The sequence below is a fragment of the Vibrio ruber DSM 16370 genome, assembly GCF_900163965.1.
GTDB classification, from domain to species: domain Bacteria; phylum Pseudomonadota; class Gammaproteobacteria; order Enterobacterales; family Vibrionaceae; genus Vibrio; species Vibrio ruber.
Genome location: NZ_FULE01000102.1, coordinates 1 through 1,431, shown reverse-complemented (window position 1 = coordinate 1,431; position 1,431 = coordinate 1). Strand labels below are relative to the sequence as shown.

Below are 1,431 nucleotides of genomic sequence, written 5' to 3'. Positions count from 1 at the left end.
TCCCCCCATATTCAGACAGGATATCACGTGTCCCGCCTTACTCGATTTCACTTAAACAACGCCGTCGGTTACGGGGCTATCACCCTCTATTGCGTGCCTTTCCAGACACTTCACCTAACGCTGTAAAAGCTTAAGGGCTAGTCCGATTTCGCTCGCCGCTACTTTCGGAATCTCGGTTGATTTCTTTTCCTCGGGGTACTTAGATGTTTCAGTTCTCCCGGTTCGCCTCATTAAGCTATGGATTCACTTAATGATAACTGCTGCTGCAGTTGGGTTTCCCCATTCGGAAATCGCAGACTCAAGTGGCTCTTACTGCCTCATCTGCGCTTATCGCAAGTTAGTACGTCCTTCATCGCCTCTGACTGCCAAGGCATCCACCGTGTACGCTTAATTACTTAACCATACAACCCGAAGAAGTCTTTTTTGCTTGGTCTTTTTCCCTGAATACGGCGTTAGCATCGAAGGCTGCTTGGTTGCTATCAGACGATAGCGCCCTGCGACATCCTTCTTGCTGCCTTGTCTCAGGCAAAAATCCTCAGCGCAAAAACCTAAGGGTTGATATCATCAACTAATTAGGTGTCACACAATATTTTATACATGAGTGTGTGACTTGGTTTTGCCGGACTCAATTTGAATACACAGTTGCCTGTGTATTCCCAAGAACACTTGATTGTGTTGGTCTTTCTCTTTCGAGAAAGGATTGAGAACTTTTACAAATAATCATCTGTTTCCAAAGAAACAAACATTATTTTGTCAGCTTTCCAAATTGTTAAAGAGCAATGTGTACGCTTGAGCATTCAAGCCACACTTTCTAATGACTTTCAGCGCCACAAAATCGAACCACATCGGTTAAACCGCTGGTCTGAATTGTTGAGCCAAAAATAGTTAGAAAGTGGTGGGCGATACCGGGTTCGAACCAGTGACCCCCTGCTTGTAAGGCAGGTGCTCTCCCAACTGAGCTAATCGCCCACTTTCAGGCGTTCCCCAAAAGAGGAAAATGGTGGGTCGTACAGGATTCGAACCTGTGACCAATTGGTTAAAAGCCAACTGCTCTACCAGCTGAGCTAACGACCCGTACTTCTCAAAAGAAGTGGTATCCCGTAGGGGAGTCGAACCCCTGTTACCGCCGTGAAAGGGCGGTGTCCTAGGCCTCTAGACGAACGGGACATTGTCTGCCTTGCAACTTCCAGAAAAACTGAAAATTACAACGCTATACGCTCTGTTATAAACCAAATCAATCTGTGTGGACACTCATCCAAAATATCTTTACGTAAGGAGGTGATCCAGCGCCAGGTTCCCCTAGCGCTACCTTGTTACGACTTCACCCCAGTCATGAACCACAAAGTGGCAAGCGTCCTCCCGAAGGTTAAACTACCTGCTTCTTTTGCAGCCCACTCCCATGGTGTGACGGGCGGTGTGTACAAGGCCCGG

At 47.2% G+C, this 1,431-nt stretch carries 3 tRNA genes and 2 rRNA genes; all 5 read right to left on the bottom strand.

Annotated features, from left to right (window positions below):
• A 23S ribosomal RNA gene (locus tag VR7878_RS20710) occupies positions 1-401 on the bottom strand; the annotation flags it as partial.
• 492 nt (positions 402-893) lie between these two features.
• Positions 894-969, bottom strand: a tRNA-Val gene (locus tag VR7878_RS20705).
• Positions 970-998: 29 nt separating this feature from the next.
• Positions 999-1,074: transfer RNA gene (locus tag VR7878_RS20700), tRNA-Lys, on the bottom strand.
• A 17-nt stretch (positions 1,075-1,091) separates the two neighbouring features.
• Positions 1,092-1,167, bottom strand: a tRNA-Glu gene (locus VR7878_RS20695).
• 104 nt (positions 1,168-1,271) lie between these two features.
• Positions 1,272-1,431, bottom strand: a 16S ribosomal RNA gene (locus VR7878_RS20690); the annotation flags it as partial.